The organism is Methylobacterium sp. CCH5-D2 (genome assembly GCF_001556475.1).
Taxonomy (GTDB): domain Bacteria; phylum Pseudomonadota; class Alphaproteobacteria; order Rhizobiales; family Beijerinckiaceae; genus Methylobacterium; species Methylobacterium hispanicum.
In genome coordinates this window covers 1-6,794 of sequence record NZ_LSIX01000804.1, presented here as the reverse complement: position 1 = coordinate 6,794, position 6,794 = coordinate 1, and the positions used below count along the sequence as shown (strand labels likewise).

Genomic DNA, 6,794 nt, shown 5'->3' with positions numbered 1-6,794 from the left:
GTCCACGAGGCGGCGCACGGCCTCCACGAGGTCGTCGATATAGGTGAAGTCCCGCTCCGCCGCGCCGCCCGCGAAGACCTCGATCGGCTCGCCCGCCAGGATCTTGCCGGTGAACAGGAACAGCGCCATGTCGGGCCGGCCCCAGGGCCCGTAGACGGTGAAGAAGCGGAAGGCCGTCGTCGGGATGGCGAAGAGGTGGCTGTAGGAATGCGCCATCGCCTCCATGGCGAGCTTGGTCGCGGCGTAGAAGGTCAGCGGGCTCACCGCCCGGTCGGTCTCGCGGAAGGGCAGGGCCGCGTTGCCGCCGTAGGCCGAGCTCGTCGAGGCCAGCAGCAGGTGGCGCACCGGGTTGGCGCGCACCGCCTCCAGCAGGTTGAAGCTGCCCACGAGGTTGGAATCGGCGTAGGCCTGCGGGTTCTCCAGGCTGTAGCGCACGCCGGCCTGGGCGGCGAGGTGGACCACGACCTCCGGGCTCGCCCGACCCAGGAGGTCGCCGAGCAGGCCCGGCGTCTCCAGCCGGCCCTCGACGGGGGTGAAGCCGGGCAGGCGCGCCAGATCCGCGTGCCGGGCCCGCTTCAGGCCGACATCGTAGTAGTCCGAGAAGGCGTCGAGGCCGGTGACGGCGTGGCCCTCGGCGAGCAGGCGCCGGCAGAGATGGTAGCCGATGAACCCGGCCGAGCCGGTCACGAGGACGCGCATCGCCTCTCTCCCGCGGCCCGGAGCGCCGCGCGGGGCCGTCGGCCGGACGCCTACACCGCCCGACGATGCGGCTCAAGCGCCGGGTCGGGCGCCCGGACCGGGCCTGATTCGGCGCCGGCTCGCCGCCGCAGGGTCGGCGCGGCTCGCAAAAACCACGGGCGAGGGTTGCGATGGCCACATGACCGGGCGTCCGGCGGGCGGGGCCCGGACCGGGACCGACACCTGATTTCGGCGCGCCGATTTCCGGCGCAACCCGCGACGGCACGCAGCGAACACACTATAGGAACCCGCCAGGACTGTCCGGAACCGCCGGACCCCGGCGGCGCGGCGGGCGGCCTCTGACGGCAACGCTTGTGCGCGGCCGGGCCGACGCGCGGCCGGTCTTGTTTTCCCGCGCCGGAATCCCAGCTACAACAATACGATGACGCCTGCGTGCCGTCCCGGACGGGATCGGGCCGGTGCCCGACCCGGCACCGGCCGCGCAGATTCCACGGCCATGTCCCTGCCGGGCCGGCGCCCCGAGACGGCAGGATCCCGGAACCCTCTCAAGTCGCCCGATGAACCAACTCGTCCGCATGTCCCAGATCGGCGAAGCCGAGACCATCAAGGAGCCCTCCGCCGACCTGCGCGTGCCCTTCGCGCAGTCGGGGGCCTTCGTCTGCAAGTTCATCATCGGCGAGCCGACCGAGCGCGCCGTCTGCTGCGGCGCGCCCGTGCAGGACGGCAAGAGCTGGTGCGCCTACCACCGCCGCATCGTCTTCGAGCCGACCCGGCCCGGCCGCATCCGCTGACCGCGCCGGCCTCGCGCCTCAGTCGAGATCCTCGTCGTCCCCGCGCGGGCGGTAGATCCTGAGGACGCGCCCGTCCGGATAGGCCACGTGGCGCCCGCGCACCGCGAGGTAGCCGGCCTCCTCGGCGCTCCAGAGGCGCTCCAGCCGCGGGTCCCGCGCATCGTAGGCCCGCGGCATCGGGTAGTCGGGCTGCGCCGCCGGCTCGGTGGGCGGCCAGTCCCGGTCGTACGGCCGCGCGACCCGGACCGGCCGCACGACGGCGCGCCGCGCGCTCCGCTCGGGTCGCACCACCGGCCGGGCCGCGACCGCGCGGCGGGACGGTGCGGCACGCGCCGTCCGCGCGGGTTTCCTCGCGGCTATCTCGGCCCGTGCGGGCGCGGCGGCAAGCTTGGCATCGGGCTTGGCGGACACCTTGGCAGAGGACTTGGCGGATGCCTTCGCGGCAACCGCCTCGGCGGCGGGCCCGCCCGCCCGTGCCGGCTCGGCGCGGGGCGGCGAGACGGCGGCCGGGGCGCCGGGCTTCGGGGGCGGATCCGTCCAGGTTCCGGCCGACGGTTCGGCGCGCGCGCCGGACTGCACGAGGACGAGGGCGGCCAGGGCGAGGCCCAGCCCGAGAGGGGATCGGAACGGCATCGGCATCCCTCCGTATGGCGGCGCGGGCCGGGAGCCCGATCACCATACGGTGAAGACTACCGAAAACACGGCCGGGCGTCCACGCGCCGCACGACGAAGATCAGTCCGCACTCTGTCGGCTCCGGACCAAGTCCAGGCTCGCGCCTGGACTTGGTTCGTCCGGTGACTTGCCTCGCGGCGTGACTTGCCTCGTCTTGCGCCGGGCGCGGCTCCGCTGCCGCGATCCGGCCGGCCCCTACTCGGCCGGCACGCCGTGCTGCGGCGGGCGCACGGTCCCGGGCTCCGCGCTCTCCCGCATCCCGGCCTCGACGTCGCGGCGGCGGAAGAGCCGCATCACCACCACGAAGAAGACCGGCACGAAGAACACCGCCAAGACGGTCGCCGAGATCATGCCGCCCATCACGCCGGTGCCGATCGCCTGCTGACTCTTCGAGGCCGCGCCCGTGGCGACGGCCAGCGGCACCACGCCGAAGATGAAGGCGAGCGAGGTCATCACGATCGGCCGGAAGCGCAGCGTCGCCGCCTCGATCGTCGCCTCGACGATGTTGGTCCCCGGCTTCCAGAGGTCCTTGGCAAACTCCACGATCAGGATCGCGTTCTTGGCCGAGAGGCCGATGATCGTGATCAGCCCGATCTTGAAGTAGACGTCGTTCGGCAGGCCGCGCAGATACACCGCCGCGACCGAGCCGATCACGCCGAGCGGGATGACGAGCAGCACCGAGAACGGGATCGCCCAGCTCTCGTAGAGCGCCGCCAGGCACAGGAACACGATCAGCACCGAGAGGGCGAGCAGCAGCGAGGCCTGGGAGCCCGCCTGCTTCTCCTGCAGCGACTGGCCGGTCCAGGTGTAGCCGAAGCCCTTGGGCAGTTGGCCCATCAGCCGTTCCATCTCGGCGATCGCCTCGCCGGACGTGTAGCCCTTGGCCGGCTCGCCGGTGAAGCGCACCGACTGGTAGCCGTTGAAGCCCACGATCTGGCTCGGGCCCATGCTCCACTTGAGGTCGGCGAAGGAGGACATCGGCACCATGGTGCCCTGGCTGTTCTTCACCGCGTAGTTGAGGATGTCCGCGGCCTGCATGCGCTGCAGCTGCTCGGCCTGCACGTAGACGCGCTGCATCTTGCCCCGGTTCGGGAAGTCGTTGGTGTAGACCGAGCCGAGGTTCACCTGGATCGTGGCGTTGATGTCCTCGAACTTCACGCCCAGAGCCGCCGCCTTCTCGCGGTCGATGATCAGCTCGGCCTGGGGGGTCGCCGGCAGGCCCTCGATCTTCACCTTCTGCAGGATCGGGCTCTGTTGCGCGATCTTGAGGAGCTGGGCCTCGGCCGCCGCCAGCGCCGAGTAGCCCCGCTGCGCCCGGTCCTGCAGGCGGAACGAGAAGCCCGCCGCGTTGCCGAGGTTGTCCACCGGCGGCGGCTCCTGCGCGTCGATGATCGCGTCGCGGTAGCCGGCGAGCGCCGCGTTGGTACCGGCCACCAGGGCGGCGGCGGAGTTGTCGGCGTCGCGCTCGGACCAGGGCTTGAGGGTGACGAAGGCCTGGCTCAGGTTCGGGCCCTGGCCCGAGAACGAGAAGCCGTTGAGCATCGTCACGGTGGCGACGCCGGGTTGGGCGAGCAGGTGCTCCTCGACCTTGCGCACCGCCGCCTGCGTGCGGTTGTAGGAAGCGCCCGGCGGAGTCTGGATGTCGACCGTGAAGAAGCCCTGGTCCTCGATCGGCAGGAAGCCCTCGGGCAGGCGCAGGAAGGCGTAGCCGACGCCCGCCACCAGCGCGAGGTAGACCAGCATCACCCGGCCGGACTTCCGGATGAACCAGCGGGTGCCGCGGCCGTAGCGCGCGGTCTCGCGGTCCACCACCCGGTTGAACCAGCCGAAGAAGCCGCCCTTGGCGTGGCCGTGGCCCTTCTCGATGGGCTTCAGGAGCGTGGCGCAGAGCGCGGGCGTCAGGGTCAGGGCGAGCAGCGCCGAGAAGGCGATGGAGGTGACCATCGCGATCGAGAACTGCCGGTAGATGATGCCGACCGAGCCGGGGAAGAAGGCCATCGGGATGAACACCGCGACCAGCACCAGCGTGATGCCGATGATGGCGCCGGTGATCTGGTCCATGGCCTTGCGGGTGGCCTCCTTCGGATGGAGACCCTCCTCGTTCATGATGCGCTCGACGTTCTCGACGACGACGATGGCGTCGTCGACCAGGATGCCGATCGCCAGCACCATGCCGAACATGGTGAGCACGTTGATCGAGAACCCTGCGAGCAGCATCACCGTGACGGTGCCCATGAGCGCGATCGGCACGACGATGGTGGGGATCAGCGTGTAGCGGATGTTCTGCAGGAACAGGAACATCACGATGAAGACCAGCACCACCGCCTCGACGAGGGTGTGCAGCACCTTCTCGATCGAGGCCTCGACGGCGGGCGTGATGTCGTAGGGGATGTCCCATTTCAGGCCCGGCGGGAAGAACTGGGCCAGCTCCTCCATCTTGGCGCGGATGCCCCGGGCGGTCTCCAGCGCGTTGCCGTCGGGCGCCAGCGTCACCGAGATGCCGGCCGCCTCGCCACCGTTCAGCCGCGTCGAGAACTGGTAGGCGTCGCCGCCGAGCTCGATCCGCGAGACGTCGCGCAGGCGCACGTTCGAGCCGTCGGGGTTGGCCCGGAGCACGATCGCGCCGAAATCATCCACCGTGCTGAGCTGGCCCTTCACGATGATCGGCGCGAAGACCGCGTGATCGACCGGGCTCGGCTGGGCGCCGACCGCGCCGGAGGCGATCTGGATGTTCTGGTTGCGGATCGCGTCGGTGACGTCCTCGGGCGTCAGCGAGAGGCCGCGCAGCTTGTCCGGATCGACCCAGACCCGGAGCGAGCGCTCGGTCGAGTAGAGGGTCGCGCGGCCGACCCCGGGGATGCGCCGGATCTCGTTGATCACGTTGCGGATCAGGAAGTCGCCGAGCCCGATCTCGTCCATCTTCCCGTCGGTCGAGACCAGCGTGATGATGTTGAGCGTGGCCGCCGAGGCCTCCTCGACCAGGATGCCGTTCTGGCGCACCTCCGCGGGCAGGCGGGCCTCGACGCGCTTGAGGCGGTTCTGCACCTCGACGGAGGCCAGCGCCGGGTCGGTGCCGGGCTGGAAGGTCGCCGTGATGTTGATCGAGCCGAACGAGTCGGTGGTCGACTCGAAGCTCATGATGTTGGCCGCCCCGTTCAGCTCGTCCTCGATGAGCCGGGTGGTGCCCGTGTAGAGGCTCTCGACCGAGGCGCCCGGGAAGGCGGTGGAGAGCGCGATCGAGGGCGGGGCGATCACCGGGTACTGCGCGATCGGCAGCATCGGGATCGAGAGGGCGCCGCCCAGGATGATGAACAGCGCGACGACCCAGGCGAAGACCGGGCGGTCGATGAAGAAGCGTGCCATGGCTCAGACTCCCCGGGGCGCGCTCAGCGGACCTGGCTCGCGGCCTGGCGCCGGGCCTCGCTCTCGGCCTCGTCCGGGTCGTGCGGCTTGCCGGCCTCGCTCTCGTGCGGCGCGGTCTGATCGACCGGCTTCACCTCGATGCCGGCCGAGATCTTCTGGAAGCCCTCGACCACGATGCGCTCGCCGGCCTTCAGCCCCTCGCGGATCAGCCAGTTCTGGCCGACCACCGGCCCGACCTCGACCGGCTGCAGGGCGACCTTGTTGCCCTCCTTCACCACCCAGACCTCGGGCTTGCCGTCGGCGGTGCGCTGGATCGCCTGCTGGGGTACCGCGATCGCGTCGGAATCGATGCCCTGCTTGATCCGGGCGCGGACGTACATGCCGGGGAAGAGCTCGTCGTTCGGGTTCGGGATCAGCACGCGCAGGGTCACCTGGCCGGTGCTCGGGTCGGCGGTGACGTCCGAGAAGAGCAGGCGGCCGGCGAGCGGGTAGAGCTCGCCGTCGTCCATGATCAGGTGGACGTTGGCGGTGTCGTTCTCGAGCTTCGAGAGCTCGCCGCTGGCGAGGTCGCGCCGCAGCTTGTTCAGCTCGCCGACCGACTGCGTGATGTCGACGTAGATCGGGTCGAGCTGCTGGATCGTGGCGAGCACGCCCGTCGCGCCCTGCTCGATCAGGGTGCCCTCGGTCAGCAGCGCCCGGCCGATGCGGCCGGAGATCGGCGCGCGCACCTCGGTCCAGCCGAGGTTGAGCTTGGCCCGGTCGCGCGCGGCCTTCGCGCCCGCCACCTCGGCCTCCGCCTGCTTCTTGCCCGCGAACGCCGTGTCGTACTGGGCCTGGCTCGCGGTGTTGCGGGCGAGCAGGGTCTCCAGGCGCTCGGCCTGCTGGTTGGCGAGCACCAGGGCCGCCTCCCGGTTGGCCAGCGTCGCCTCGGCGCTCATCAGCTCGACCTCGTAGGGAGCCGGGTCGATCTTGTAGAGAACGTCGCCCTCCTTGACCGCCGAGCCCTGCTCGAACAGCCGCTTCACCACGAGGCCGGAGACGCGCGAGCGCACCTCCGCGATCCGCATCGGCGCGACGCGGCCGGGCAGGTCGCGCACGTAGGGGATCGGCTGCGGCGCCACCGTGACCACGCCGACCTCCGGCGCGACCGCGGGGACGGGCGCGGCGGCCTGGCGCTGGTTGCAGGCGGAGACGGAGACGAGCACCGCGCCCAGGAGCGCCGCGACGGGCCACGCGATGGGTCGGGTCGGCGGACGGTGGGCGGGGAG

Annotated in this window: 5 protein-coding genes; 1 reads left to right on the top strand and 4 read right to left on the bottom strand. The window is 71.2% G+C overall.

Features of this window, described 5'->3' with window-relative positions; genetic code table 11:
* The coding region (locus tag AX737_RS21270; protein ID WP_066924710.1) for an NAD-dependent epimerase/dehydratase family protein at positions 1-699 on the bottom strand (699 nt) is incomplete at its 3' end.
* Between the two features lie 557 nt (positions 700-1,256).
* Between AX737_RS21270 and AX737_RS21265 the strand changes: the two genes are divergently transcribed.
* Positions 1,257-1,490: a GcrA family cell cycle regulator gene (locus tag AX737_RS21265; protein WP_066924708.1), complete on the top strand. Its 234-nt coding sequence runs from the start codon at positions 1,257-1,259 to the stop codon at positions 1,488-1,490.
* Between the two features lie 18 nt (positions 1,491-1,508).
* Here AX737_RS21265 and AX737_RS33500 read toward each other — a convergent pair whose 3' ends face one another.
* The 3 genes from AX737_RS33500 to AX737_RS21250 all read right to left on the bottom strand — a co-directional run bounded on the left by AX737_RS33500 (position 1,509) and on the right by AX737_RS21250 (position 6,764).
* A complete protein-coding gene (locus AX737_RS33500) occupies positions 1,509-2,123 on the bottom strand; it encodes a hypothetical protein (protein ID WP_156453868.1) in 615 nt (204 codons plus the stop codon).
* A 235-nt stretch (positions 2,124-2,358) separates the two neighbouring features.
* On the bottom strand, positions 2,359-5,526 hold the full coding sequence (locus tag AX737_RS21255) for a multidrug efflux RND transporter permease subunit (RefSeq protein WP_066924704.1): 3,168 nt from the start codon (positions 5,524-5,526) through the stop codon (positions 2,359-2,361).
* 23 nt (positions 5,527-5,549) lie between these two features.
* Complete coding sequence (locus tag AX737_RS21250) at positions 5,550-6,764, bottom strand: efflux RND transporter periplasmic adaptor subunit (protein WP_082773202.1); 1,215 nt, start codon at positions 6,762-6,764, stop codon at positions 5,550-5,552.
* Positions 6,765-6,794: the final 30 nt, after the last annotated feature.